This window comes from Pelagerythrobacter marinus (assembly GCF_009827515.1).
Lineage (GTDB): Bacteria > Pseudomonadota > Alphaproteobacteria > Sphingomonadales > Sphingomonadaceae > Pelagerythrobacter > Pelagerythrobacter marinus.
In genome coordinates, this window is the sequence record NZ_WTYO01000005.1 from 1 (window position 1) to 26,004 (window position 26,004).

Here is a 26,004-nt window from a genome sequence, read left to right on the forward strand (position 1 = left end):
ACGCGCCCTTGTCTCCATCAAGGCGAGCGCTGCCTTCGAGAGCCAGCTTCCCAATGTGCTACGGAACCGAGCTCACCAGCAACGCCGTGCTGGCATGGTGCGGCGAGATCGGCGTCGAGTGGCATTATATCGCGCCCGGAAGGCCGATGCAGAATGGCTATGTCGAGAGCTTCAACGGTCGCATGCGGGACGAACTGCTCAACGAGACGCTGTTCTTGAGCATGGCCCATGCCCGTGTCGAGATCGCCGCCTGGGTGGACGATTACAACCGGGAGCGACCGCACTCATCGCTTGGCTACGCAACACCGGCGGCGTTCGCCGCCGAACTGGATAAGCAATGGCCTGCTTCACTACGCCCTACGGGCTCCGCTACGCAGCCCATTGCTTCAACCGCGCTCATGCGCGAAACAACCGCCCGGCTCTAATCCCAGCTGGGGGAAAGCTGGGGGTCACGTCACTCGGCCCACAAAGCGAGAGACAGGCATGACCGATCAACATGCAGTCTATACGCCGCCAGCCGGTTATCCTATTCTCACGCCACTCTACGATATCGGGGTCCGACTTTCGACCCGCGAAAAAAGGTGGCGTAGAGACCTTGTGGACCTGATTGAGCCCAAGTGTAACGAGGTCCTGCTCGACATTGGGGCGGGTACCGGCAGCCTGGCGCCACTACTGGCCACGAAAAACCCAGCCACGACGTACTTCGGGATCGATCCAGACGAAGATGCGATCCAGATCGCACGAAAGAAAGCGGGGCGAGCTGGAATAGATGCTGAATTCAAACATGGATTATTCTCGGTGGCCACTGTTGCCAAATGGCCAGCGCCGAACATCGCCACACTCTGCCTCGTTCTCCATCAAGTTCCTTATGATGAGAAGCTCCGCTTGCTTTGCGAGATTTACGAAGCACTTAAGCCAGGTGGACGCCTGTTCATAGCAGACTACGGCGAGCAGCAATCACGCCTCATGCGTGTCCTGTTCAGAGCAACGATACAGCAGCTCGACGGTGTTTCGGACACGCAGCCAAACGCGGACGGCGCGCTTGTACCGCTTATGGAACAAGCTGGATTTCTCAGCATCACAGAATGCAAGAGATATCAAACCATCACTGGCTTGATATCGATCTACGGAGCGACCAAGACTTCTGCAGATGAATGAGAAGATTGCTCATTTACTCGCTTGGTTTGGAGTGGCCGGTACATGGATTTGCTGACAGAGAGTTTCACCTCTCGCGAGGATTTGTCCCAAGAGGTCCACGACGGTCAACTACGCTGACCCGGCGTGATTTTGCCTCAATCACGAGTCGCTCAAGTACGCCATTGCCGGGAAAGGCGATGACATAGCGCGTAGCAAAATGCTCGTCCATCTCTTCAAGGACCCGCGCCTGATAGTCGCGCCAGTTCCCTTTGAAGTTCATATCCTTGAGCATGCTGTGCGCGATAACGAGGTAGACCCGGATCGCCTATTGCTATGTCCGCTATGTCCGCAAGTTTGCGCTAAAGCGGACAGGCAGCAAGCGGCCCATTTCCAGCCATTCCGGCAGTCTTCCACAGCTCTTTTGTGGGCGAGTGTAGGTGTATCTAACCTGCTGATGATCGGCCCGCCCGGCGCGGGCAAGAGCCTGCTCGCCTCGTGCCTGCCCGGGATCCTGCCCGAACTGAGCAGTGCCGAGGCTCTGGAGGTGTCGATGGTCCAGTCGGTCGCCGGGATGCTGGAAGGCGGCCGGATCAGTCGCGCGCGCCCCTTTCGTGCGCCGCACCATTCGGCCAGCATGGCCGCGCTGACCGGCGGCGGGCTGAAAGTGCGCCCGGGCGAAGTGAGCCTGGCACACCTCGGCGTGCTGTTCCTCGACGAATTGCCCGAGTTCCAGCGCGCGGTGCTCGATTCGCTGCGGCAGCCGCTGGAAACGGGGCGGGTCGATGTCGCGCGCGCCAACGCCCACGTCAGCTATCCGGCGCGCGTCCAGCTGGTCGCGGCGATGAACCCGTGCCGCTGCGGGCATCTCGGCGACGCGGCGCTGGCCTGCAGCCGCGCGCCGCGCTGCGCGGCCGATTACCAGGGCAAGGTCTCAGGCCCGATGCTCGATCGGATCGACCTGCACGTCGAAGTCGATCCGGTCAGCGCGGCCGACCTCGCCCTGCCGCCGCCGGCGGAAGGATCGGCCGAAGTCGCCGCGCGCGTGGCCCGGGCCCGCGCGATCCAGGCGGGCCGGCAGGCCGAAACCGGCGTACGCACCAATGCGGAGCTGGACGGCGACGCGCTCGAACGCTTCGCCGCGCCGGACGAGGCGGGTCGCGCGCTCCTCCTGCAGGCGGCGGAGGCAATGCGGCTTTCGGCCCGCGGCTATACCCGCATGTTGCGCGTCGCGCGCACGATCGCGGACCTCGCCGGCGCGCCCCGGACGGGGCGGATCCACGTGGCGGAGGCGCTGTCCTATCGCCGCCAGCCGCCGCGCGCCTAGCCGGGCCGGCCCTCAGCCGGCGGACATCGCGCAACCTGGCAAAGGCCTCGGGGCTTACTCGGCGGCCTGGGCCCGGCCGTAATAGGCCATGTCGCCGCTCGCCAGGGGTTCCCCCGGTTCGGCGCGCGACCCGTCTTCGCGCAGGCCCACCCGGTCCGGCTTGACCAGGCGCAGATCCTTGTGTGCCAGGATCCGCCCGTCGTGGGCGAGGATCGCGGTCGGGCCGATCGGCAGGCGGTCGCGGTCGTCGACGAGGACCGGGTCCTCCACCACCTCGGTGCCGTATTTCTGCCCCCACTGGCGCAGCGCCACCATCGCCGGCAGCAGGTCGGAACCCTTGGCGGTCAGCCGGTATTCGATCCGCCGCCGGTCGTCGGGGCATGGCTGGCGATCGAGGATGCCGTGTTCGACCAGCTTGGCCAGGCGGTTGGAAAGGATGTTGCGGGCAATGCCCAACTCGCTCAGGAACTCTTCGAAATGGTGCAGCCCGTTGAAGCTGGCGCGCAGGATCATGAAGCTCCAGCGCTCTCCCATGACCTCGAGCGCTTCGGGAAGACCGCAATTGGTCAGTTCGCGCAGCGGTTCTCTCACGTCACCCATCGGATCATTCTCCCGCGGCTTGTGTAACCCGAAGCCGCGTCGTCACAAAATTGAAATTGAGTTTCTGCTTGCAACCTATTGTGCAGTGCGGTAGGCAGCGATTCGCGACGGGTTGTTATTCGAAACTCGTTCGGAATGTAAGCCCTCTGCGAAAAAGGATCAGTGCGATGACCTTCTCCTCCCCCTTCCGCTCCGCCGGCGCGGCGACGCTGGCGGTCGCCATCAGCGCCCTGTCGCTCGGCGCGCTGGTCGCCCCGGCCCCCGCGCACGCCAACGGCGCGGCTTTCTATACCGCCGAGCTCGCCACCCCGGCGACCGAGCGGACCAGCATCATCGGCGGCGTCGCCTGGCAGTGCCAGGGCACGGCCTGCGTCGCGGCGAAGAGCAATTCGCGCCCGGTCGTCGTGTGCCAGCGCGTTGCCCGCGAACTGGGCGAAGTGACCGCCTTCACCGCCAAGGGCAAGGCCCTGGCGGAAAAGGACCTCGCCCGCTGCAACCGCAAGTGATTTCCTGAACCCCACCCGTCCTCTCCGAACAGGGTGGCACTCCAGGGCCTCCGGCGCGATGCCGGGGGCCCTTTTTCCATTGCCGGTTCAGATCAGCCCGCGCCCGGCCAGGTCGCGCTCGAGCGTTTCGGCATCGCGGAAATGGTGGACCTGCCAGCCGAGGGCGGCCGCCGCCTCCACGTTGGCCTGGTTGTCGTCGATGAACAGCATCGCGCGCGGGGCGTGGCCGAACCGCTCGGCCGCCAGCGCGAAGATCGCCGGGTCGGGCTTCATCACTTTCTCGCGCCCCGACACGACGATCGCCCCGAACAGGTCGAACAGCGGCTGTGTCGGGCGGAACATGTCCCAGAACTCGGCCCCGAAATTGGTAATCGCGAACAGCGGCACGCCGCGCGCCGCGAGCCGCTCTATAAGCGCGGCCGTGCCGGGCACCGGCCCCGGGATCGTTTCGAGGAACCGCCGGGCATAGGCATCGATCAGCGCCGCGTGCTGCGGAAACTGCGCCTGCCGCTCGCGCACCATCTCGGCCAGGGGGCGCCCGGCGTCGCACTGGAAATGCCATTGCTCGGTCACGACTTCGGCCAGGAACCGGTCCAGTTCCGCCGGATCGTCGATCAGCTTGGCGAACAGGGCGCGCAGTTCCCACTGCACGATCACGCGGCCCACATCGAACACGACCGCGTCGATTCGGGAAGTTCCCCCGCCGGCCATGCCTGCGCCAGACACGCCTGTATCAGACATGCCGGCGCCAGACATGCAAAAAGCCCCCGCTTTCGCGGAGGCTTCCCGTCGTTCGATCTGCGTCGCGCCCGTCAACGGGCCGCGGCGCGACCGGCATCAGCCCTGGCGGGCCTTGAAACGGCGGTTGGTCTTGTTGATGACGTAAGTGCGCCCGCGACGACGGATAACCCGGCAATCGCGATGACGGTTCTTGAGCGACTTGAGGCTGTTGCGGATCTTCATTGGTCTTTCCCGGGAACGAAATCGGCACCGGAGATGGCCCCCGATGCCGGAAAAATCAAGCCGCGCGCCTAGGGGCGGGCGGGGGCAAAGTCAAGCGTTCAGGCTGGCGGCTCAGGCCGCCGACCCGACCCGCCGGCGCTCTTCGCCGGCCTGCTGCAGCTCGGCCCGCACCCTTTCCCATTGCAGGGCATGGAACACGATCTGTTCGAGGTCGGCATATTGCGGCCGCCACGGCAGGGTGGCGCGAATCCGCGCCGGGTCCGAGACGACCGAGGCCGGGTCGCCCGCGCGGCGCGGGCAGAGGCGCCGCTCTATCCGGCCGCCCGTCGCCCGGTCGACCGCGTCGAGCACCTCGAGAACCGAGAAGCCGCGCCCGTAACCGCAATTGAGCGTGAGCGAGCGGCCGGGCCGTTCGATCAGCGCCTCCAGCGCGAGGACGTGGGCCGCGACCAGGTCGCTGACGTGGATGAAATCGCGCACCCCGGTGCCGTCCGGCGTGTCGTAATCGGTGCCATAGACATCGACATGGCTGCGCTGGCCTGTCGCCGCCTCGCAGGCGACCTTGACCAGGTGGGTCGCCCCGGCGGTCGACTGGCCGGTGCGCGCCTGCGGATCGGCCCCCGCGACGTTGAAATAGCGCAGCACGCCATATGTGATCGGGTGAGCGGCCGCCGCGTCGGCCAGCATCCGTTCGGTCATCAGCTTCGACCAGCCGTAGGGGTTGATCGGCTGTTGCGGCGTATCCTCCGTGATCGGGCCGCCGCCCGGCGTGCCGTAAGTGGCCGCGGTGCTGGAGAAGATGACGTGCGGCACCCCGGCGCGAACGGCCGCGGCGATCAGCGCGCGGCTCTTCACCGTGTTGTTGTCGTAATATCCAAGCGGGTCGGCGACCGAATCGGGCACGACGACCGACCCGGCGAAATGCATGATCGCCCCGGTCCCCTGCTCGGCGAAGATCCGCGCCAGCAGCGCCTCGTCCCCCACGTCGCCGCGGTAGAAGGGCACGGTGGGCGGCACGGCGAAGCGGAAGCCGGTCGAAAGGTCGTCCACCACCGCCACCGGCCACCCGGCATCGAGCAGGGCGAGCACGGCATGGCTGCCGATGTACCCGGCACCGCCGGTCACCAGTACGGGGGGCTTGCTGTCCATGAAAACGTGCTAGGCCCGCGATGGTAAAGGAACCGTTTGCCGGCGCGCCCCGCCGGGCACGGACCGCCCCCCTCGCGCGTTGGCGGGGCACAGCCAGGAGGAAACGTGCCATGCATGCCCAGCCCAGGAAGCTTTCGCTCGTCGCGGCGACCGCGATGCTCGCCGCCCTTGCCGGATGCGCGAACCCGGCCGTGACCGGGCCGGTCGAAGTGACCCGGTTCGTGGCCCCCGCGGCGAGCGACCGCCTCGCCCGCGGGACCGTCTTCGTCGAGACCGCGCCCGGCAGCCAGCCCGATTCGCTTGCCCTCGCCCCTTACAAGCAGGCGGTCGCGCGCGAGCTGGTCCGGCTCGGCTATCGCGAGGCGCCGCGCGCCAGCGCCGACCAGGTCGCGCAAGTGCGGGTCGAACGCTTCGCCACCGGGCCCGAGGGGCGGCGGCGCGGGCCGGTGAGCGTGGGCGTCGGCGGATCGACCGGCAGCTACGGTTCGAGCGCGGGCGTGGGAATCGGCATCAACCTGGGCGGCGGCCCGCGCGAGATGATCGGCACCCGGATCGGCGTGATGATCCGTGACAAACGGTCCGGCGCGACATATTGGGAGGGTCGCGCGCAATTTTCGGTAAGCGACAATTCACGATATGCCGATACGACCGCCAGCGCCGCGGCAGTGGCGGAGGCGCTGTTCCGGGATTTCCCCGGCAACAACGGTGAAACGATAGAAGTAAGGGTTCGCGAGTGACGGGGCAGAATATCCAGATCGACAGCAATTTCGACGGCGGCAACATAGAAGTGCTGTCGGTCGATGGCGCGGGCGCCACGCTCGCCATCCGGGCGGACCACATGTCGGAATTCAAGCAGTGGTTCCATTTCCGGGTCAGCGGGGCCGCCGGGCGCGAGCTGGTGCTGCGTATCACCGACCTGGAAACCTCCGCCTATCCGCTCGGCTGGCCGGGATACAACTGCCGCGTCAGCGAGGATCGCGAATACTGGGCGACCGCCGCGTCGAGCTATGACAAGGACGCCGACGGCGGCACGCTGACCGTGCGCTACACCCCCGCCAGCGACCTGGCCTGGTTTGCCTATTTCGCGCCCTACTCGATGGAACGCCATCACGATCTCGTCGCCGAATGCGCGGCGAGCGAAGGGGTTTCCTGTCGCTGCCTGGGCACGACGCTCGACGGGCAGCCGATCGATTGCCTCGAAATGGGCGAAGGGGACAAGCAGGTCTGGCTCTATGCCCGCCAGCACCCGGGCGAGACGCAGGCCGAATGGTGGATGGAAGGGGCGCTGGAACGGCTGACCGACCCGGCCGACCCCATCGCCCGCGCGCTGCGCGCCCGGTGCCGGTTCCACATCGTGCCCAACTGCAACCCCGACGGCTCGCGCCGCGGACACTTGCGGACCAACGCCAGGGGCGTGAACCTGAACCGCGAGTGGGACAACCCGACGGCGGAGAATTCGCCCGAGGTCCTGGCGCTGCGCAACGCGATGGACGAAACCGGCGTCGATTTCGCGATGGACGTGCACGGCGACGAGGCGATCCCGGCCGTCTTTCTTGCCGGGTACGAGGGGCTTCCGGGGCTGACCGACGATCACTACGCCGGCTTCACCCGCTATCGCGCGATCCTCGACCGGCGCACACCCGATTTCCAGACCGAGAAAGGCTATGTCCCCGCGCAGCCGGGGCAGGCCAATCTGTCGATGAGCACGACCCAGGTCGCCCACCGCTTCGGCGCGACGGCGATGACGCTGGAAATGCCGTACAAGGACAACGACGACCTGCCCGACCCGGAGCAGAACTGGTCGCCCGAACGCTGCCGCCAGCTCGGCCGCGACTGCCTCGGCGCCCTGCTGGAGTGGCTCGACGGCGCGGGCTGACCGGGCGGCCTTTCGCAGGCGGCGCCCCGCCGCCGCCTGCTAGTCCAGGCTGGCGGGGCCGAAAGCTTCGGGCAGGAGCGCGCTCAGCCGCATGCGCCGCACCTCGCTCTCGCCCACGCACAGGATCAGCGGATCGGTTCCGCCCAGCGCCGCCAGCTCGTTCAGGACCTGGCGACAGCGCCCGCAGGGCGTGATCGGCTGCGCGCCGGGGCCGGTCACGGCGACCGCTTCCAGCCCGCCGCGCAGCCCATCGGCCATGGCCCGGGCCGCGGCCACCGTTTCGGCGCAGAGCGCAAGGCCGTAGCTGGCGTTCTCGACATTGGTGCCCGTCACCACGCGGCCATCGGCGAAACGCAGCGCGGCCCCGACCGGGAAGCGGGAATAGGGGGAATAGGATCGGGTCGCGGCCTCGCGCGCGGCCGCGATCAGCGCGTCGTCATCGGTAATCATCCGGGTGCGCTACACCCTCCGGCGCGGGCTTGCGAGCCGTTTGACGCGGACAAGGCGGTTCACGGGCGCGCGACGATCCAGCGCAGCGGCTGCTCGGCCGCCTCGGTCTGCAGGGCCGTGTTGGCGGTCCACAGCAGCCAGGGGCGCCCGGCATATGTCGGCTCGAACCGCGTGCGCGTCAGCCACAGGTTGCGTTCGAGCGTCCCGGCCAGGCGATAGCGATCCTCGAACCCCGGGTCGATCTTCAGGATGACGGGCTTGCCGGCATGCATCTCGATCTGGTTGATCAGCGTCATCAGCTCGCTCTCGACCGCGGCATCGCCGACCCGCTCGGGGCAGTCGCCGGCGGTGCGGGCCAGCTCGATCGCCGGCGGCAGCAGGGTCGGGTCGCGCGGCACCATGGTCACGAAATTGGCCGATTGCCCGTCGGCCATCGTGCAGGGATCGAACCGGTGCACCGCCCCCACCTGCAGGCCCGCGGCGCGCGCGGCGGCCAGGTTGCCGCCCAGCGCCGGGTCCTGTCCCGATGCCCCGTCGCTGGCGTCGAGATAGGCGAAGCTCGCCCCCAGCGCGCGCAGGGTGCGGAAATTGACGATCCCGTCCGCGGCCGCGACTTCCACCCCCTGGTCGGGATAGGCGGCCTCGTCCGGCCGCCAGTGGCGCATGTCCCACCACAGCCACAGCCCGCCGGCCAGCACCGCGAGCAGGACCGCGGCCGCTGCCCGCGCCCGCCAGCCGGCCCGTCCCCGCCTGCCCCTGCCTCGCGCCATGCCCTGCCCCTCAGCCCTTGATGTGAAGCACGCAGATCAGCGTGAACAGGCGCCGTGCAGTGGCGAAATCGGTTTCGACCTTGCCTTCCAGCCGTTCGAGCAGGAGCTCGGCCGCGTTGTTGTGAATGCCGCGCCGCGCCATGTCGATCGTCTCGATCTCGGCCGGGGTCGCCTTGCGGATCGCCTGGTAATAGCTGTCGCAGATCGCGAAGTATTCGCGGATCGGGCGCCGGAACCGAGCCAGCCCCAGGACCAGCGTTTCCACCGCCTGCCCGTCCATCGTCGCGATCGCCATGGCGAGGCGGCCGTCCTGGACCGACAGCGAGAGCCGCCAGGGCCCCGAATGGCCTTTCTCCACCGCGCGCAGGGGCTTGAACGTGTTGTCCTCTATCAGGTCGTAGATCGCGACCCGCCGTTCCTGCTCCACGTCCGGGTTGCGCCACAGGATCGTGTCCTGGTCGAGCGCGATGTGGGCGATACGCCATGATTCAGCCGGGGCGGACATTGTTCAGCCGCTTTCGCAGATGCGAAGGGGCCGGGGCAAGCCTTGTTGAACGCGCGCCGGCCGGTTCTCCCGCCGGCCTGTCCCCGCTATCCACAAGGTGCCGCGCCCCGCCCCCTCTTGCCTTCCATGCGCGGGCCTGCGCACAAGGCCGGCGATGGCCGACCAAGACCTCCTCATCCGCCCCGAAACCGATGCCGCACCGGGCCGCGCGCTGCCCGCCAATATCGAGGCGGAGGCCGCCTTTCTCGGCGCCGTCCTGATCGACAACCGGGTGATCGAGGAACTGCCGGTCGCGGTGCGCCCCGAGCATTTCTTCGAACCCGTCCACCAGCGCGTCTACGAGCGGATACTGACGCTGCTCGATCGCAACGCGGTGGTCACGCCGGTCACGCTGAAACCCTATTTCGAAGGGGACGAGGCGCTGAAGGAACTGGGCGGGATCACCTATCTCGCCCAGCTCACCGCCGACGGGCAGGGCCTGCTCGCCCCGCGCGAGCTGGCGCAGCAGATCTACGACCTGGCGCTGCTGCGCGAACTGGTCAGCGTGGGCCGCACGCTGGTCGAGGGCGCGCTCGATACCAGCGAGGACGTCGCGCCGATGGACCGGATCGCCCAGGCGGAGGCGGACCTGTTCAAGGTCGCCGAAGGCGCCTCTTCGACCAGCGAGGCCGCCAGCTTCGGCGTGGCGACCAACAAGGCGCTGGGCATGATCGAGCTGGCGATCAATTCCGGCGGCCACGTCTCGGGCAAGACGACCGGCTTCACCTCGATCAACGACAAGTGCGGCGGCCTGCACAATTCCGACCTCATCATCCTCGCCGGGCGGCCGGGCATGGGCAAGTCGTCGCTGGCGACGAACATCGCCTTCAACTGCGCCGACCGCCTGCTGCGCGACCGGCGCGACCAGATCGAGGAAGGCAAGTCGGTCGGCGCGGGCGTGGCGCTGTTCTCGCTGGAGATGAGCGCGGACCAGCTCGCCACGCGTATCCTCGCCGAACAGGCCGGCATCAGTTCCGAAGCGCTGCGCATGGGCAAGATCAGCCGCGACGATTTCCAGAAGCTGAGCTTCGCCAGCCAGCGCCTGGCCGAGCTGCCGCTGTTCATCGACGACACGCCGGCGCTGACCATCGCCGCGCTGCGGACCCGCGCGCGGCGGCTGAAGCGCAAGCACGATATCGGCCTGGTGATCGTCGACTACCTGCAGCTGTTGCAGGGCAGCGGGCGGGCGAACGACAACCGCGTGAACGAGATTTCCGAGATCAGCCGCGGGCTCAAGACCCTGGCCAAGGAACTCGACGTGCCGGTGATCGCGCTCTCGCAGCTCAGCCGCGCGGTCGAACAGCGCGACGACAAGCGCCCGATGCTGTCGGACCTGCGCGAATCGGGCTCGATCGAGCAGGACGCCGACATGGTCTGGTTCATCTACCGCGAGGACTATTACGTCGCCGCGCGCGAGCCGAAGCGCCCGGTCGAAAGCGACGATGCCAAAGTCCACGAGGCCCATGCCGCCTGGGCCAGCGAGATGGAGCGGGTCTTCGGCCTGGCCGAGCTGATCGTGGCGAAGCAGCGGCACGGCGCGACCGGCAAGGTCCGGCTGCGCTTCGAACCGCGGATCACGCGCTTCTCCGACCTCGCGGAAGAGGACCGGCGGACCGGCGAATACGACTGACCGCGCGGATCGCGAGGCCCGTCGCGCCGCCCGCCTAGAGGCCGAGGTTGAGCCGCCGGGTCACCGTGTAGTCCACCACCGAGACCAGCAGCCAGCCGAGGTTCCAGCGGACCCGGTTGAACAGGGTCGCGCGCGACTTGTGCAGCGCAGGCGTGATCGGCTGCGAGCCGGCGATATGCAGCGACACGAACTCGCGCATCCGCTCCGCCAGGGCGGCATCGCGGATCTGCAGCATCAGCTCGAGGTTCAGGTAGAGGCTGCGCATGTCGAAATTGGCGCTGCCGACATAGACCACGTCGTCGAGGACGATCAGCTTGGTGTGCAGGCGGCAGGCGTCGAATTCCCAGATTCGCGCGCGCTTGCGCAGCAGGTAGTCGTAGAGCGAGCGCGAGGCGCCGATGGTCGCCCCGTTGTCGCTGCGCCCGGCCATGACGAGCCGCGTCTCGCCCCGCGCCGCGATCCGCCCGATACGTCGCAGCAGGTGCGGCGGGGGGGAGAAATAGGCCATCAGCATGTCGAGCTTCTGCGCCTGCAGCAGGTCTTCGCCGACCTGCCGCGCCCAGGTCGAAAGGCCGCGCGTCGGCCCGCCGACCAGCCAGCGGGCCGCGCCGTTCGACCAGTCCCAGCTCTTCACCGCGCGGCGGATGCTGCGGAACGTGCCGTCGTCCAGCTCGCTCCAGTCGGCCAGCCGCGCGAACCAGTCCACAAGCCCGCCGACCGCGTCCCCCTCGATACCGATCGCGAGATCGTTCCACCCGTCCTCGCCGGTCGCGGCGAAATAGGAATCGGCGATGTTGAACCCGCCGAACATCGCGCGCGCGTCGTCGGCGATCACGATCTTCTGGTGGTTGCGGATCAGGTAGCGGTGGCTCCAGCGCGGGCTGAACCAGCGGACACGGCCGCCGGCCGCGCTCAAGGGCGCGAAGAAGCCCTCCCCCGCGTCGGCCCCGAACGAATCGAGCAGGAGCGTCACGGCCACGCCCCGGCCCGCCGCATCGACCAGGGCATCGCGCAAGGCGGTGCCGATCGCGTCTTCCTCGTAGATGTAGAACGACAGCTTGACCGAGGCCTGCGCCTGCCGGATCATCGCCAGCAGGGCCTCGCGCCGGGCGGGGCCAGCCGGGTAGAACGTCAGCGCCTGGCCGCCGGCCCGGGCGGTGAACGGGTCCGGCGGGGTGAAGCCGGGGCGATCTGCATCGCTGCAACTGGGGTCCGCACCGGGCATGACCGGCATGTAGGCGTGCCCGGTCCGCGGCGCAAATCCTTGACTCTCGCGCCCCGAACGCCTAGCTGGCGCCCTTTCCGTAAACCCGTTTGCTACCGGAGTGCCATATGGCGCGCGTTACCGTCGAAGATTGCGTCGACAAGGTTCCCAACCGTTTCGATCTCGTCCTGCTTTCCGCGCAGCGCGCGCGTGAAATCTCCGGCGGGGCGGAGCTGACCGTCGACCGCGACCGCGACAAGAACCCGGTCGTCGCCCTGCGCGAGATCGCCGAACAGACGATCAAGCCGAAAGACCTCAACGAATCGCTGGTCCTGAACCTGCAGAAGATCCTGCCGGACGACGAGGACGAGGCGGACGAGGTCGGCTCGCTCAGCCAGTCGGCCGAGGCGCTGCGGATCACCGCGTCGGCCCCCGCCCGCTCGACCTCGATCGGGGCGGACTACGAAGGCTGATCGCCCGCCCGCGCCGCGCGGGCCGCGATCGTTCCTGCAGTCGCGAAACAGACCGGACGGCGGCAGCTAACCCCTGCCGCCGTTTATGCATGGGCGGAACCTATTCGCCAGCCGGCGGCGCGGCACCTTCCCCGGGCGCTGCGCCGGCGCCGGGTCAGCGGGGCAGGTCGCTCGCGCCCATCAGGGCCTCGTCCACCGCGCGGGCGCACTGGCGCCCCTCGCGGATCGCCCAGACGACCAGGCTCTGCCCGCGGCGCATGTCGCCGCACGAGAACACGCCCGGCTCGCTGGTCGCATAAGTGCGCGTGTCGGCCGCGACATTGCCGCGATCGTCCAGCGCGACCCCGGCCCGGTCGAGCAGGCCGCGCCGCTTCGGCCCGGTGAACCCCATGGCCAGCAGGATGAGATCGGCCGGCAGGGTGAACGTGCTGCCTTCGATCTCCTGCATCCGGCCGTCGCGCCATTCGACCCGCACGCATTCCAGGCCGACGACATCGCCCCCCTCGGCCACGACCCGGCGGGCGAGGACCGACCAGTCGCGCTCCACCCCTTCCTCGTGGCTCGACGACGTGCGCAGCTTGAGCGGCCAGTCCGGCCAGGTCAGCGCCTTGTCTTCCTTTTCCGGCGGGCGGGGCATGATTTCCAGCTGGGTGACGCTCTTGGCGCCCTGGCGGTTGCTGGTGCCGACGCAGTCACTGCCGGTGTCGCCGCCGCCGATCACGATCACGTGCTTGCCGGTCGCGGTCAGCGTGCCGCGCGGGGCGGCGCGCACTTCGTCGTCGCCGGCGTTGCGCTTGTTCTGCTGGGTCAGGAATTCCATCGCCAGCCGCACGCCGGGCAGCTCCGCCCCGGGAATGTCGAGCTTGCGCGCCTCTTCCGCGCCGCCGGCGAGGACGACCGTATCGAAGTTCTCGCGCAGGGCGGAAAAGGACACTTCGACCCCGATCTCGCTGCTCGTGCGGAACTGGACGCCCTCGGCCTCCATCTGCACCGCGCGGCGGTTGATCAGGTGCTTTTCCATCTTGAAGTCGGGAATGCCGTAACGCAGCAGGCCGCCGATCCGGTCGGCCTTCTCGAACACGGTCACCGCGTGGCCGGCGCGCGCCAGCTGCTGGGCGCAGGCCAGCCCGGCCGGGCCGCTGCCGATTACCGCGACCGACTTGCCGGTGGGCCGCGCGGGCACTTGCGGCTTGATCCAGCCTTCCTTCCACCCGCGGTCGACGATCGCGCATTCGATCGACTTGATCGTCACCGGCTGGTCGGTGATGTTCAGCGTGCAGGCGGCCTCGCACGGGGCCGGGCAGACGCGCCCGGTGAACTCGGGGAAGTTGTTGGTCGAATGGAGCATGTCGAGCGCACGCTTCCAGTCCGCCTCGTAGACGAGGTGGTTCCAGTCGGGGATCAGGTTGTTCACCGGGCAGCCGGTGTGACAGTAGGGGATGCCGCAGTTCATGCAGCGCGCCGCCTGGTTGCGCAGCTTCCCTTCGGGCAGGGCGTGGACGAACTCGTTGTAATGCGCGAGGCGCTCGGCCGGGTCGGCCGACGCACGGTCCTCGCGCTCGAATTCCAGGAAACCTGTTTCCTTACCCATGGCGGTTACATCCAGTTCGTTCGGTGGGAGGCGGCGTTTCGCGCGGCGCGGGCGATCATTCGGCCGCCACGCTCTCGGGATTGCTGCGCTCCGCGTCGGTTGAAGGGGCGCGACCGGCTTCGAGCCGCTCGGCCTCGAGCTGGGCGAGCGCGCGGGCATAGTCGCGCGGCATCACCTTGACGAAACGGGCAAGCGCGGCGTCCCAGTCGTCGAGCAGCGCCGCGGCCTTGGCCGAGCCGGTGTGGAGCTTGTGCCGCTCGACCAGGATGCGCAGGCGCTGCGCGTCGTGGCGCAGCATGTCGCCCATGCCCAGGTCGTTGACCGAGCGCGGGTGCGCCTGCGGGCGGCCCAGCCCGTCCTCGGCATCGGGCTCGGGCGAAACCGGCACGAGATCGACCTGGGCCTGGTTGCACAGGCGCGCGAAATCGCCGTTCTCGTCATAGACATAGGCGACGCCGCCGCTCATCCCCGCAGCGAAGTTCCGCCCGGTCGGGCCGAGCACGCAGACGACGCCGCCGGTCATGTATTCGCAGCCGTGATCGCCCGTCCCCTCGACCACCGCGACAGCGCCCGAGTTGCGAACCGCGAAGCGTTCGCCGGCCACCCCTTCGAAGAAAGCTTCGCCCGAGATCGCGCCGTAGAGCACGGTATTGCCGACGATGATGTTCTGCCCCGGGTCGCGCGCGACGCCGGCCGGCTGGCGAACGACGATGCGCCCGCCCGAAAGGCCCTTGCCGACGTAGTCGTTCGCGTCGCCCACCAGGTCGAGCGTGACCCCGTGCGCCAGCCAGGCGCCGAAGCTCTGACCGGCCACGCCGGTGAGGTTGATGCGGATCGTCTCCGGCCCCAGCCCGGCATGGCCGTGGCGGCGGGCGATCTCGCCCGACAGCATCGCCCCGACCGTGCGGTTCACGTTGCGGATCTCGCGATCGATCCGGATCGAGGTGCCGTTGTCGATCGCCTCGCGGCAGGCGGCGATCAGCTCGTTGTCCATTGCCGCGCCGAGCCCGTGATCCTGCGTCTCGGTATGGTGCAGCGCGCGGCCTTCGGGCGCCGGCACCGGGTGGAGAATGCGCTTCAGGTCCACCCCGTGCGCCTTCCAGTGCCGCTCGACCCGGCGGGTATCGATCCGGTCCACCCGGCCGATCATTTCCTCCAGCGTGCGGAAGCCCATCTCGGCCATGATCTGGCGCACTTCCTCGGCCACGAAGAAGAAATAGTTGATCACGTGCTCGGGCGTGCCGGTGAAGCGCTTGCGCAGCACCGGGTCCTGCGTCGCGACGCCGACCGGGCAGGTGTTGAGATGGCACTTGCGCATCATGATGCAGCCGGCGGCGATCAGCGGGGCGGTGGCGAAACCGAACTCGTCCGCGCCCAGCAGGGCGCCGATGGCAACGTCGCGCCCGGTCCGCAGGCCGCCGTCCACCTGCACCGCGATACGGCTGCGCAGGTCGTTCAGGAGCAGCGTCTGCTGGGTTTCGGCGAGGCCGATCTCCCACGGGCTGCCCGCATGGGTCAGGCTGGTCAGCGGGCTTGCGCCGGTGCCGCCTTCGTAGCCGGAGATCGTGACATGGTCCGCCTTGCTCTTCGAAACGCCGGCGGCGACGGTCCCGACGCCCACCTCGCTGACGAGCTTGACCGAGACGCGCGCCGTCGGCTGCACGTTTTTCAGGTCGTGGATCAGCTGGGCGAGATCCTCGATCGAGTAGATGTCGTGGTGCGGCGGCGGGCTGATCAGGCCGACCCCGGGGGTGGAGTGGCGCACGGCGCCGATCGTCTTGTCCACCTTGTGGCCGGGCAGCTGCCCGCCCTCGCCCGGCTTGGCGCCCTGCGCCATCTTGATCTGGATGTCGTCGGAATTGACCAGGTACTCGGTCGTCACGCCGAACCGGCCCGAGGCGACCTGCTTGATCCGGCTGCGCATCGAATCGCCGTTGTCCATCGGGGTGAACCGATCGGGCTCCTCGCCGCCTTCGCCGGTGTTCGAACGGCCGCCGATGCGGTTCATCGCGATCGCCAGCGTCGTGTGCGCCTCGCGGCTGATCGAGCCGAAGCTCATCGCGCCGGTGCTGAAACGCTTCACGATCTCGGCCGCGGGCTCGACTTCGTCCAGCGGGACGGGGGTGTCGGCGGGCTTCAGCTCCATCAGCCCGCGAATGGTCAGCAGCCGCTCGGACTGTTCGTTCACCGCGCGCGCGAAATCCTCGTACCGCGCGCGCGAGTTGCCGCGCACCGCATGCTGCAGGCTGGCGACGCTGCCCGGCGTCCAGACGTGGTCCTCGCCCCGCAGGCGATACTGGTAGATCCCGCCGGCATCGAGCATCCCGGCATAGAGCGGGTCCGCCCCGTGCGCGAGCGCATGGCGACGCACGGCCTCCTCCGCCACTTCGAGCAGGCCGACCCCCTCGATCGTCGTCGCCGTGCCGGTAAAGTACTTGTCCACGAAGGCGCTCGACAGGCCGACCGCGTCGAAGATCTGCGCCCCGCAATAGGACTGGTAGGTCGAAATGCCCATCTTGGACATGACCTTGAGCATCCCCTTGCCGACCGCCTTGATGTAGTTCTGCCGCGCGTCCTCGGCCGCGACCTCGGGGAAACGTTCGGCGCGCAGGTTCTCGATCGTCTCAAACGCGACGTAGGGGTTGATCGCTTCCGCGCCGAAGCCCGCCAGCACGCAGTAATGGTGAACCTCGCGCGCCTCGCCGGTTTCGACCACCAGGCCCGTCTGCATCCGCAGGCCCTGGCGCACGAGGTGGTGGTGCACGGCGGCGGTAGCGAGCAGGGCGGGGATCGGGATGCGATCGGGCCCCTGCGCGCGGTCGGAGAGGATCAGGATATTGTGGTCGAGCAGGACCGCCTCGGTCGCCGCCCAGCACAGTTCCTTCAGCGCCATCTCCAGCCCTTCGGCCCCGGTCGCCGCGTCCCAGGTGATGTCGAGCGTGTGGGTGCGGAAGGCCCCGTCGAGCGCGACCTCGACCGAGCGGATCTTCGCCAGGTCGTCGTTGGTGAGGATCGGCTGGCCGACTTCGAGCCGCTTGTGCGTGCCGGCATCGCGGCCCAGCAGGTTGGGCCGGGGCCCGACCATCGACAGCAGGCTCATCACCAGTTCCTCGCGGATCGGGTCGATCGGCGGGTTCGTGACCTGGGCGAAGTTCTGCTTGAAGTAATCGTAGAGCAGCCGCGGCCGCTGGCTGAGCACGGCGAGCGGCGTGTCGGTGCCCATCGACCCGATCGGGTCGTCGCCGGCGAGCGCCATCGGCTCGAGGAAGCGCGCGATGTCTTCCTGGGTGTAGCCGAAGGCCTGCTGGCGTTCGAGCAGGGTCGTCGTGTGGTCGGGAATCGCGGCAAGCTCGGGCTCGATCGTGTCGAGATCCTCCAGCTTGTACTGTGTGCGCGCCAGCCACGTCTCGTAAGGGTGCGCGGCCGCCAGCTCGGCCTTCAGCTCGGCGTCCTCGACGATCCGGCCCTGCTCGAGGTCGATCAGCAGCATCTTGCCCGGCTGCAGCCGCCACTTGCGCACGATGTCCTCTTCCGCGAACGGCAGGACGCCGCTTTCCGAAGCGAGGCAGACGAGATCGTCCTTCGTCACGCAATAGCGCGCCGGCCTCAGGCCGTTGCGGTCCAGCGTCGCGCCGATCTGCCGCCCGTCGGTGAAGGCCACCGCCGCCGGGCCGTCCCACGGCTCCATCAGCGCGGCGTGATATTCGTAGAACGCGCGCCGCGCCGGGTCCATCAGCGGGTTCTTGGCCCATGCCTCCGGCATCAGCATCATCATCGCGTGGGCGAGGCTGTACCCGCCCGCCAGCAGCAGCTCGAGCGCGTTGTCGAGGCACGCGGTGTCCGACTGGCCATGCGGGATCAGCGGCCACATCTTGTCGAGATCGGCCCCCAGCAGCTCCGATTCCATCGTGCGCCGACGGGCCTCCATCCAGTTCACGTTGCCGCGAACGGTGTTGATCTCGCCGTTGTGGGCCATGAAGCGATAGGGGTGCGCGAGGCGCCAGCTGGGGAACGTGTTGGTGCTGAACCTCTGGTGCACCAGCCCCAGCGCGGAAACGCAGCGCGGATCGCGCAAGTCGTCGTAGAAGCTGCCCACCTGGTTGGCGAGGAGGAGGCCCTTGTAGACGATCGTCCGGCTCGAAAAGCTCGGGATATAGGTCTGCGTCAGGGCCGGCATCGCGTGCTTTTCGGCCAGCCTGGCGAGCGGGTTGAGCGTCTGCTTGCGGATCACGATCAGCTTGCGCTCGAACGCGTCCCGGTCGGCGCAGTCGGGCCCGCGCGCAACCACGCACTGGCGCATGACCGGCATCGAATCGACGACCGCCCGGCCCAGCCCGTCGAGCGTGACCGGCACGTCGCGCCAGCCGACCAGGCGCTGGCCTTCCTTGGCGACGAACTTCTCCAGCTGCTCGGCCACGAAGGCCCGGGCCTCGTCGTCCTGCGGCAGGAAGCACTGCGCGACGGCATAGTCGCCTTCGGCCGGCAGGTCATGGCCCGCCTGCTCGGCCCATTCGCGGATCAGCGGATCGGGGATCTGGAGCAGGATGCCGGCGCCGTCGCCCAGCAGCGGATCGGCACCCACCGCGCCGCGATGATCGAGGTTGGCCAGGATTTCCAGCGCCTGGCCCACGATCGCATGACTCTTCTCGCCCTTGATGTGGGCGACGAACCCGACGCCGCACGAATCGTGCTCGTTGCGCGGATCATACAGACCTGTCGGCGTGGGAAACCCCATCCAGTAAACCCCGTTCTGTCAGGTGCCGAAGCGCGTACCCCTTTGGCCCCTTCGGCAATGAAGCGCGTATTTCGCCACGCGAACGCGCACGAAAATTGTCGCGAAGGCGCTTAATGCAGATTGGAACGGCATTTTGCAACTGCACAGGGGCGCGCATAGGTATTAGTTATTCTTGCGCTTACGAAAGCGACCGCGCCCGGTTTACCCGTGGGGCGGGGGTTCAGGCGGCTCCGCTAAGCCGCTGCAACTTCTGCAAAGCTTCGCGCAGGGCGCGCTCAGCCTGGGCTTCGTCGAGCGGCTCGCGGCGAGCCGTCCCGGCCCCTTCGGCATCGCCTGCCGGGGCGTCGAACGGGCGCCGCTGCGGCGGGGCCGGCGGGGCGCCCGGCTCGCGCGCGGGGCCGTCGGCGGCCGGGGTCGCGCGGCGATCCTCCTGGCCGGGAAAGACCACCACCGGTTCGGGCAGGTCGTTGTCCTCCGCGTCTTCGATCCGCACGAATTCCCGTTCGCGCGGGCCGCGACGAATGTCGAGCAGCGAACCGCAGCCGTCCTCGGCCGCGATCGCATCGTTGCCGGCAAAGCCGGCGTCCCCGTCGCCTTCCTCTCCGTCGATCGCGTCGTCGCCGGCAACCGGGGCGGCGGCTTCCGGCCCGGGTGCCGGGCGGTCGAACGCGCGCGCCTGGCGCGAGAGCGGCAGGGTGAGCGCGAGATCGGCCTCCTCGTTCTCGGCGGCGTCGCCTTCGTCCCCGTCGTGCGCCTCGGGGTCGAAGGCAAGCGGGCGCAGCGCGGCCGGCACCGAGGGCGGTGCGGCGAAAGCCCGCGGCTCGGCCAGCACCTCTCCCTCGGCATCCTCTTCACGCGCGCCTTCGGGAGAGGACGCTTCCTCGGCCGCGGTAACAGGCGCAGGCGCTTCCTCGGCCGCGACCGGGGCGGCCTCGACAGCCGGATCGTCCGTCGTCGCGTCAGCGGCGAAGGCAACGCGGGTGGCCGGGGCGGTGGCGGGCTCGAGGCGCGGCGCTTCCTCGGCGGCCACGCCCAGGTCGGGGACATAGCGGCTCGGGCTCTCGGCCGGCGCATCGGCCGGTGCCCGCGCCGCGGCGGCAGCCTCTTGCTCGCGGCGGGCCGCGCGTTGCAGCGACTGCGCGAAGCGGTCCACCAGTTCGGCGATCGACAGCTCGGCCAGCGCGCCTTCCGGCGGGGCCTCGTCCGCTTCCGGATCTTCGGCCGCGGCAATCTCTTCGGTCACGGCAGGATCGTCGCCTGCGTCCGCGAACGCGGCAGAGGGCAGGCCTGCGAACGGTTGGTCGGCCGGCTCCGCCAGGTTCGGCCGGTCCGCCTCATCCGCGTCGTCCGCCTCGGCCACGTCGACCTCGGCGTCGGCGACCGGATCCGCGTGGAACGCCGGCGGCGCGGCGCGGGGGGCATCGAAGGGGCGCGCCCCTTCGGCCGGCTGTTCGGACGGCATCGCGGCGAAGGGCCCGGGCACTTCGGCCGCCGGCTGCGGCTCCGCCTCGAGCGCTTCGGCCGGCTCGGGTTCGGGAGCCGGCATCATGTCCGCCGCGGGCTGCGCGGCATCCTGGTCGGCGAAAACGGCGAGGTCGAGCGCGTCGGGCGCCTCCTCTGCCGGCACGTCGTCCACCGGGGTCGCGAGCTCGGGGGCCAGCGCGACCGGTTCTTCGGCGCCCGGCAGGTCCGCCCGGTCGAGCAGCTCGCTCGGCCCGCTTTCGTCGGTCACGGCCAGGGCGCGGCGGCGGCCCGGGGCAGGCGCCGAGGAAGGCGCGGGGCGCGGGGCCTCGATCGGCTCGTCGAAGCTTTCCACGCCCAGTTCCTCGCGCGCGGAGATCGGCCGTTTGGCAGCCTCGTCGCGGCGCGTCGAGGCCGGCTGCGCCCGCCGGCGCGCGGCCGGGCGGGTCGCCCCCTGGGCGGCCACGACCTTGCGGGCGATGTACAGCCCGGCAACGACGCCGAGCGCGGCAAAGACGAGCGCGATGAGAATGCGCGCCGTCACCCCCAGCGGGGGCGCGGCGGCGGGAACCGCGGCGGCGAGGCCGGTCGCCTCGGCCAGTGCTTCGAACAGGGCCACCGGGAGGACGAGGCTGCCGATCCCCAGCAAGGCCGCGAACCATAGCGCGACGATGGCCGGGAAAACCGGGTGCTGGCTGATCGGAACCTGGCTGGCGGTCTGGCCCTGGTCTTTGGCTGCCACTGTATCACTTCCCCGTTGCGCGGGCGGCCTGCCTCAGGCGGCAGGCACCTGCCCATTCGGCACAGGGGCTATCAGCCGATGGTAAACGTCTTGATAACGCCTGACGTTGCGGCCCCAGTCGTGATGCGCGGCAACGTGTTCGCGCGCCCGCTCGCGCATGGCATCCCACCCGGCCCGGTCGCGCAGCAATGCCGCCAGGGCATCGGCGCAGGCGGCCGGGTCGTCCGGTGGAAACAGGGTGCCGGTTTCGCCGTCGTCGATCAGTTCGCGGTGCCCGCCGACGTCGGACGCGGCGACGAGCCGGCCCTGCGCCATCGCCTCCAGCGGCTTGAGCGGGGTGACGAGATCGGTCAGCCGGCTTTTCTTGCGCGGATAGGCGAGCACGTCGATCAACGCGTAGTACCGCTCCACCTCATCGTGGGGCACGCGGCCGGCGAAGCGGATCCCCCCGGCCGCCGGGCTGCGGGCGGCCTGGGCGCGCAGGGCCGTGTCCATCGGACCGCCGCCGACCAGCAGCAGGCGCGCACCTGGCACGCTTTCGCGCAGGCGGGGCATGGCCGCGACAAGATCGTCCAGCCCCTCGTAATCGTAGAAGCTGCCGACGAAGCCGATCACCGGGCCTTCGCCCAGCCCCAGCCGCGCGGCCAGCGCCGGGTCGCGGACCGGCGGGTCGCCGAACAGCGACAGGTCCACCCCGTTGGGCGAGAGCGCGATCTTCTCCCCCGGCACCCCGCGCGCGACCAGGTCGTCGCGCAACCCGCGGCAGATCGTGAAGACCGCGTCGGCGCCCGCCACGGCCCGGTCTTCCAGCGCGCGCGTCAGGCGATATTTCAGCGAGCCTTCGCGCCCCGTGCCGTTGCCGACCGCCGCGTCTTCCCAGAAGGCGCGGATTTCGTAGACCAGCGGGATCGCGTGGCGGCGCGCCGAACGCAGCGCGGCCAGCCCGCACAGCGCCGGCGAATGGGCATGGATCACGTCGGGCTGCCAGTCCTCGATCGCGCGGTCGATCGCGTCGGCCAGGCAGCCGATCTCGCGCCATTCGCGCAGCCCCGGCGGGCCGGAGGGGCGGCCCGGCGTGCGCAGGAAGGTCAGCCCGTCGATCGTTTCGACCGGCGGCCCTTCGGCCGCGTGGCGCTGGCCGGTAATGGCCCGCACCGTCATGCCGGCCCTTTGCTGGCTCTTCAGGATCGCGCGCGTGCGGAAGGTGTAGCCACTGTGCAGCGGCAGCGAATGGTCGAGAACGTGGAGCACCCGTGTCATCGCCAGGTCCCCTGCCACAGCAAGCTTAACGGCGCGTCAACCGCCCGCTGCTAGACCGCCCGGCAGCGCCCCCGACGTGCGCATTGCAAGGCATCTTCTGGTTTGATCGACTACTTCGCCCTCGGCCTGATCCACGCGTTGATCGCGATCGCCCTGCTGCGGATCGCCGGGCGCGACGAAACCGACCGCGACCCCGCGTTCGAGGACGGCCCGCGCACGCCGACCGCGCAGCGGCGCGCGGCTGCCGGCAAGGCGGGCGACGAAACCGCTCGCGACACGGCCGGCGATACCGGCGGCGACACGGCCGGCGACACGGGCGGCGCCAGTGCCCGCACGATGGGCGAGCGGGGCGGCAACCGCGATGCTTGACCTCGCGCTCTTCCTGTTCGTCATGGCCTTCCTCGCGATCGGGCTGCGCCGCCCGTTCATCTGGGTCCTCGCCTATCTCTACATCGACATCCTCGCCCCGCAGAAGATCGGCTGGTCGATCACCTCCGCGCTGCCGATCTCCTTCATCGCCTTCTGCGCCGCCTTCGCCGGCTGGCTGCTGACCGACGCCAAGAAGGGCAGCCGCTTCACGCTGCGCCAGTTCCTGCTGTGCCTGCTGCTCGCCTATTGCTTCTGGACCACGCAGACCGCCGACTTCCCGGCAGAGGCGCTGGAGAAGTGGGACTGGGTGTGGAAGGCGCTGGTCTTCGCGATCTTCCTGCCGCTGACGCTTTCCACCCGCCTGAGGATCGAGGGGACGGCGCTGATCATGGTGCTGACCGCGGGGGCGATCATCATCAGCGCGGGGATGAAGACGGCGCTGGGCGGGGGCGGCTACGCCTCGCTCTATTTCTTCGTCAACGACAACAGCGGGATGTACGAAAGCTCGACCCTCGCGACCGTCGCCATCGCGATCATCCCGCTGATCCTGTGGTTCACCCGCCACGGCACGATCTTCCCGCCGGACTGGCGGGTGAAGACTTTCGGCTACGCGCTGGTCTTCGCCTGCCTGCTGGTGCCGATCGGGACCGAGGCGCGCACCGGGCTGCTGTGCATCGCGGTCCTCGCCGTCGTCGCGCTGCGCGACGTGAAGCGCCGGTTCGCCTTCCTCGCGGCCGGCGCGGCGCTGGGCCTCGCCGCGCTGCCGTTCATTCCGCAAAGCTATTACGAACGCATGGCGACGATCGGCAGCCACGACCAGGACCAGTCGGCCTCCACCCGCGTCGCGGTCTGGACCTGGACGCTCGACTACGTCGCCGAGAATCCCTTCGGCGGCGGGTTCGACGCCTATCGCGGCAACCGCTTCACCTATCGCCTGCCCGTGCTGGTCGAACAGGGCAACACGACCGCCATCGAATACCGCGAGGTCGTGGACGAGGCGCGCGCCTATCACTCCGCGATCTTCGAGATGCTGGGCGAACAGGGCTGGCCGGGGCTGATCCTGTGGGTCTGGATCCACGCGCTGGGCCTGTGGCAGATGGAATGGGTCCGCCGGCGCTGGCGCCAGCGCGCGGCCCACGATGCACAGTGGCAGGCGCCCCTGGCCAGCGCGTTGCAGGTCGCGCAGGTCATCTACCTCGTCGGATCGCTGTTCCAGGGCATTGCCTACCAGCCGTTCGTCCTGATGCTGATCGGCGCGCAGATCGCGCTCTGGGCCTATTGCAAGCGCCTCGATTCGCGGGAACGCGAGGTGCGCCGCGCCGGCTGGCCGCGCGCGCCGCACCGCCCGGCTGGCGATGCCGTAGCGGCACCGGAGGCCGCGTTGCGCTAACCCTCCGCATGCGCCATGAAGCCGCGGTTTCACGTTGAATCGACGGTTCGAAGGAGAGGCGTATGACTCCGCAGGAAATCGCGGAAAAGGTCGGCGAAAACATCGGCACCAGCGAATGGGTCGAGATGAGCCAGGAACGGATCAACCAGTTCGCCGACGCGACCGGGGATCACCAGTTCATCCATGTGGACGAGGAAAAGGCGAAGATGACGCCGTTCGGCGGCACGATCGCCCACGGGTTCCTGACCCTGTCGATGATCCCCTATCTCGCGGCCAATTCCGATCTTCCCCGGCCCGAAGGGGTCAAGATGGGCGTCAACTACGGCGGCAACAAGACGCGGTTCATCAACCCGGTCCGTTCGGGCAAGCGCATCCGCGGCCACTGGAAGCTGGTCGAGATGGTCGAAAAGCGTCCCGGCCAGTGGCAGCAGACGACCGAGATCACGATCGAGATCGAGGGCGAGGACAAGCCGGCGCTGATCGCCGAGTGGATCACGCAGCTCTTCGTCTGAAACAACGCCGCCCCGCGCCAGGGCGGGGCTTGTCGCGGCCGGCCGCATCGGCCGCACCACCAGTGAAAGGCCCGGCCCCGGCCGGGTAACGAGAGGTTTGAAATGCGCAACGCAGTTATCGTTTCCACCGCCCGAACCGCCATCGGGCGCGCCTACAAGGGCGGCTTCAACGACACCAAGGGGGCCACGCTCGGCTCCTACTCGCTCGCTCCGGCGATCGAGCGCGCCGGGATCGAACCGGGCGATCTCGACGATGTCGTGTGGGGCGCCGCGCTGCAGCAGGGTGCCCAGGCCGGCAACCTCGCCCGCCAGGTCGCGCTGCGCGCCGGCTGCCCGATCTCGGTTTCGGGCATGACGCTCGACCGCCAGTGCTCGTCGGGCCTGATGGCGATCGCGACCGCGGCCAAGCAGATCATGGTCGACAACATGGATGTCGTCGCCGGCGGCGGGCAGGAATCGATCAGCTTGGTGCAGACGAAGGAAATGCGGGTCATGCCCGATCCGGAGCTGATCAACATGCACGGCGCGATCTACATGCCGATGCTCCAGACCGCCGAAACGGTCGCCCAGCGTTACGGGATCACGCGCGAGCAGCAGGACGAATATGCGCTGAAGAGCCAGCAGCGCACCGCCGCGGCGCAGGAAGCGGGCAAGTTCGACGACGAGATCGTCCCGGTCACGACCACGATGAAGGTCCAGGACAAGGAAACGGGCGAGATTTCCGACAGGGAAGTGACGATCGCCAAGGACGAAGGCAACCGCCCGGGCACCACGCTGGAAGGGCTGGCCGGCCTGCAGCCGGTCATGGGCCCGGGCACGACGATCACCGCCGGCAATGCCAGCCAGCTTTCCGACGGCTCGGCCGCGAGCATCCTGATGGAAGAAAGCCTCGCCGAGAAGAAGGGCCTCACCCCGCTGGGCCGCTATGTCGGCATGGCCGTCGCCGGGACCGAGCCCGACGAGATGGGGATCGGCCCGGTCTTCGCGATTCCCAAGCTGCTCGAACGCACCGGCGTGAAGCTGGAGGACGTGGGCCTGTGGGAACTGAACGAGGCCTTCGCCGTCCAGGTGCTCTATTGCCGCGACAAGCTGGGCATCCCCGACGAGCTGCTCAACGTCAACGGCGGCTCGATCTCGATCGGCCACCCCTATGGCATGACGGGCGCGCGCTGCGTCGGCCATGCCCTGATCGAAGGCAAGCGCCGCGGCGCGAAGTACGTCGTCGTGACGATGTGCGTCGGCGGCGGCATGGGCGCTGCGGGGATGTTCGAAGTCCTCTGATCGCCCTATAACCCTTGCCGCACGGGCGGCGCGCGGG

General features: G+C 69.0%; 23 protein-coding genes and 2 pseudogenes. 12 read left to right on the forward strand and 13 right to left on the reverse strand.

Translation table 11 applies throughout. The features are described from left to right. Both GRI72_RS11040 and GRI72_RS11045 read left to right on the forward strand, forming a co-directional pair. Positions 1-425: integrase core domain-containing protein (locus tag GRI72_RS11040; RefSeq protein WP_237486609.1), on the forward strand; the 425-nt coding region annotated here is incomplete at its 5' end. Between the two features lie 58 nt (positions 426-483). Then, complete coding sequence (locus tag GRI72_RS11045) at positions 484-1,158, forward strand: class I SAM-dependent methyltransferase (protein ID WP_063506147.1); 675 nt, start codon at positions 484-486, stop codon at positions 1,156-1,158. Positions 1,159-1,222: 64 nt separating this feature from the next. Here GRI72_RS11045 and GRI72_RS11050 read toward each other — a convergent pair. Then, a pseudogene (locus GRI72_RS11050) lies at positions 1,223-1,345 on the reverse strand (chromosome segregation ATPase); the annotation flags it as partial. Positions 1,346-1,573: 228 nt separating this feature from the next. Here GRI72_RS11050 and GRI72_RS11055 point away from each other — a divergent pair. Then, positions 1,574-2,461, forward strand: a pseudogene (locus GRI72_RS11055) (YifB family Mg chelatase-like AAA ATPase); the annotation flags it as partial. A gap of 54 nt (positions 2,462-2,515) precedes the next feature. On the opposite strand, the gene GRI72_RS11060 reads toward GRI72_RS11055, so the two are convergent. Next, positions 2,516-3,061 carry a winged helix-turn-helix transcriptional regulator gene (locus tag GRI72_RS11060; RefSeq protein WP_160733995.1) on the reverse strand — a complete coding sequence of 182 codons (546 nt, stop codon included), beginning with the start codon at positions 3,059-3,061 and terminating at the stop codon, positions 2,516-2,518. 167 nt (positions 3,062-3,228) lie between these two features. Here GRI72_RS11060 and GRI72_RS11065 point away from each other — a divergent pair, with 167 nt between their 5' ends. Continuing rightward, a complete protein-coding gene (locus tag GRI72_RS11065; RefSeq protein WP_160733996.1) occupies positions 3,229-3,567 on the forward strand; it encodes a DUF8200 family protein in 339 nt (112 codons plus the stop codon). Positions 3,568-3,654: 87 nt separating this feature from the next. On the opposite strand, the gene GRI72_RS11070 is transcribed toward GRI72_RS11065, so the two are convergent. From GRI72_RS11070 to galE, 3 genes are all read right to left on the reverse strand, one after another. Then, positions 3,655-4,278: an HAD family hydrolase gene (locus tag GRI72_RS11070; RefSeq protein ID WP_160734205.1), complete on the reverse strand. Its 624-nt coding sequence runs from the start codon at positions 4,276-4,278 to the stop codon at positions 3,655-3,657. A 126-nt stretch (positions 4,279-4,404) separates the two neighbouring features. Then, positions 4,405-4,530 (reverse strand): type B 50S ribosomal protein L36, encoded by a 126-nt coding sequence (ykgO, locus tag GRI72_RS11075; protein ID WP_007165381.1) that lies wholly within the window; start codon positions 4,528-4,530, stop codon positions 4,405-4,407. A 111-nt stretch (positions 4,531-4,641) separates the two neighbouring features. Beyond that, a complete protein-coding gene (gene galE, locus GRI72_RS11080) occupies positions 4,642-5,679 on the reverse strand; it encodes a UDP-glucose 4-epimerase GalE (protein ID WP_160733997.1) in 1,038 nt (345 codons plus the stop codon). A 110-nt stretch (positions 5,680-5,789) separates the two neighbouring features. Here galE and GRI72_RS11085 point away from each other — a divergent pair, with 110 nt between their 5' ends. Both GRI72_RS11085 and GRI72_RS11090 read left to right on the forward strand, forming a co-directional pair. Beyond that, the gene (locus tag GRI72_RS11085; RefSeq protein WP_160733998.1) at positions 5,790-6,416 is read left to right on the forward strand and encodes a DUF4136 domain-containing protein; all 627 of its coding nucleotides are present in this window, start codon (positions 5,790-5,792) and stop codon (positions 6,414-6,416) included. Then, the gene (locus tag GRI72_RS11090) at positions 6,413-7,555 is read left to right on the forward strand and encodes a M14-type cytosolic carboxypeptidase (RefSeq protein ID WP_160733999.1); all 1,143 of its coding nucleotides are present in this window, start codon (positions 6,413-6,415) and stop codon (positions 7,553-7,555) included. Before GRI72_RS11085 ends, GRI72_RS11090 begins: the two co-directional genes overlap by 4 nt. Before the next feature lie 39 nt (positions 7,556-7,594). Here the strand turns inward: GRI72_RS11090 and GRI72_RS11095 are convergent, their stop codons facing one another. The 3 genes from GRI72_RS11095 to GRI72_RS11105 are packed head-to-tail and all read right to left on the reverse strand — an operon-like array spanning position 7,595 to position 9,280. Further along, positions 7,595-8,005 carry a cytidine deaminase gene (locus tag GRI72_RS11095; protein WP_160734000.1) on the reverse strand — a complete coding sequence of 137 codons (411 nt, stop codon included), beginning with the start codon at positions 8,003-8,005 and terminating at the stop codon, positions 7,595-7,597. 59 nt (positions 8,006-8,064) lie between these two features. After that, positions 8,065-8,775, reverse strand: coding sequence for a glycoside hydrolase family 25 protein (locus tag GRI72_RS11100; protein WP_160734001.1), 711 nt, complete (start codon positions 8,773-8,775; stop codon positions 8,065-8,067). 10 nt (positions 8,776-8,785) lie between these two features. Next, positions 8,786-9,280 carry a UPF0262 family protein gene (locus tag GRI72_RS11105; protein WP_160734002.1) on the reverse strand — a complete coding sequence of 165 codons (495 nt, stop codon included), beginning with the start codon at positions 9,278-9,280 and terminating at the stop codon, positions 8,786-8,788. A gap of 154 nt (positions 9,281-9,434) precedes the next feature. Between GRI72_RS11105 and GRI72_RS11110 the strand changes: the two genes are divergently transcribed. Continuing rightward, positions 9,435-10,949 carry a replicative DNA helicase gene (locus GRI72_RS11110; protein ID WP_160734003.1) on the forward strand — a complete coding sequence of 505 codons (1,515 nt, stop codon included), beginning with the start codon at positions 9,435-9,437 and terminating at the stop codon, positions 10,947-10,949. A gap of 34 nt (positions 10,950-10,983) precedes the next feature. Here the strand turns inward: GRI72_RS11110 and GRI72_RS11115 are convergent, their stop codons facing one another. After that, entirely contained in the window at positions 10,984-12,174 is a 1,191-nt protein-coding gene (locus tag GRI72_RS11115) for a phospholipase D-like domain-containing protein (RefSeq protein WP_160734004.1), read from the reverse strand. A 107-nt stretch (positions 12,175-12,281) separates the two neighbouring features. Between GRI72_RS11115 and rpoZ the strand changes: the two genes are divergently transcribed. Beyond that, positions 12,282-12,626, forward strand: coding sequence for a DNA-directed RNA polymerase subunit omega (rpoZ, locus tag GRI72_RS11120; protein ID WP_160734005.1), 345 nt, complete (start codon positions 12,282-12,284; stop codon positions 12,624-12,626). 154 nt (positions 12,627-12,780) lie between these two features. On the opposite strand, the gene GRI72_RS11125 is transcribed toward rpoZ, so the two are convergent. From GRI72_RS11125 to GRI72_RS11140, 4 genes are all read right to left on the reverse strand, one after another. Continuing rightward, positions 12,781-14,217, reverse strand: coding sequence for a glutamate synthase subunit beta (locus tag GRI72_RS11125; RefSeq protein WP_160734006.1), 1,437 nt, complete (start codon positions 14,215-14,217; stop codon positions 12,781-12,783). A 55-nt stretch (positions 14,218-14,272) separates the two neighbouring features. Then, on the reverse strand, positions 14,273-18,952 hold the full coding sequence (gene gltB / locus GRI72_RS11130) for a glutamate synthase large subunit (protein WP_160734007.1): 4,680 nt from the start codon (positions 18,950-18,952) through the stop codon (positions 14,273-14,275). Positions 18,953-19,172: 220 nt separating this feature from the next. After that, positions 19,173-21,155, reverse strand: coding sequence for a hypothetical protein (locus GRI72_RS11135; protein WP_160734008.1), 1,983 nt, complete (start codon positions 21,153-21,155; stop codon positions 19,173-19,175). Between the two features lie 33 nt (positions 21,156-21,188). Further along, positions 21,189-22,415 carry a TIGR04063 family PEP-CTERM/XrtA system glycosyltransferase gene (locus tag GRI72_RS11140; RefSeq protein ID WP_160734009.1) on the reverse strand — a complete coding sequence of 409 codons (1,227 nt, stop codon included), beginning with the start codon at positions 22,413-22,415 and terminating at the stop codon, positions 21,189-21,191. 102 nt (positions 22,416-22,517) lie between these two features. Here GRI72_RS11140 and GRI72_RS11145 point away from each other — a divergent pair, with 102 nt between their 5' ends. The 4 genes from GRI72_RS11145 to GRI72_RS11160 all read left to right on the forward strand — a co-directional run bounded on the left by GRI72_RS11145 (position 22,518) and on the right by GRI72_RS11160 (position 25,967). Continuing rightward, positions 22,518-22,784, forward strand: a complete 267-nt coding sequence (locus GRI72_RS11145; RefSeq protein ID WP_160734010.1) for a hypothetical protein — start codon at positions 22,518-22,520, stop codon at positions 22,782-22,784. After that, complete coding sequence (locus GRI72_RS11150) at positions 22,777-24,174, forward strand: DUF5935 domain-containing protein (RefSeq protein WP_160734011.1); 1,398 nt, start codon at positions 22,777-22,779, stop codon at positions 24,172-24,174. The genes GRI72_RS11145 and GRI72_RS11150 overlap by 8 nt, the downstream gene beginning before the upstream one ends. Positions 24,175-24,236: 62 nt before the next feature. After that, on the forward strand, positions 24,237-24,686 hold the full coding sequence (locus GRI72_RS11155; RefSeq protein WP_160734012.1) for a MaoC family dehydratase: 450 nt from the start codon (positions 24,237-24,239) through the stop codon (positions 24,684-24,686). Positions 24,687-24,788: 102 nt separating this feature from the next. Next, positions 24,789-25,967, forward strand: a complete 1,179-nt coding sequence (locus tag GRI72_RS11160; protein WP_160734013.1) for an acetyl-CoA C-acyltransferase — start codon at positions 24,789-24,791, stop codon at positions 25,965-25,967. Positions 25,968-26,004 lie beyond the last annotated feature (37 nt).